Genomic DNA, 240 nt, shown 5'->3' with positions numbered 1-240 from the left:
GCCCAATACCGATAAACATGCTTTGATACGTGATATGCGCCGTACGGTCGGACCTATGCTACAGAAGTCTATCAATGAGATCGACTTTGCCGGCGTCTTAATTCAGATACTCGATATCGCTCGTCGGCATCATATGAGCATTCCGCCGCAGCTGATGCTGTTGCTCAAGACACTAGTACATGTCGAAGGTCTAGGTCGCGACTTGTATCCGGAATTGGACATTTGGTCGTTGGCTAAACC

At 48.8% G+C, this 240-nt stretch carries 1 pseudogene; it reads left to right on the top strand.

Annotation, left to right across the window (positions count from 1 at the left end):
* Window positions 1–55: 55 nt before the first annotated feature.
* Window positions 56–240 (top strand): annotated as a pseudogene (ubiB, locus tag AAEY94_RS20820) (ubiquinone biosynthesis regulatory protein kinase UbiB); the annotation flags it as partial.

Source organism: Shewanella sp. AC34-MNA-CIBAN-0136 (assembly GCF_040309945.1).
Classification (GTDB): domain Bacteria; phylum Pseudomonadota; class Gammaproteobacteria; order Enterobacterales; family Shewanellaceae; genus Shewanella.
Note: the sequence above shows the minus strand (reverse complement) of the source record. Positions and strands in the feature narration are given on the sequence as shown.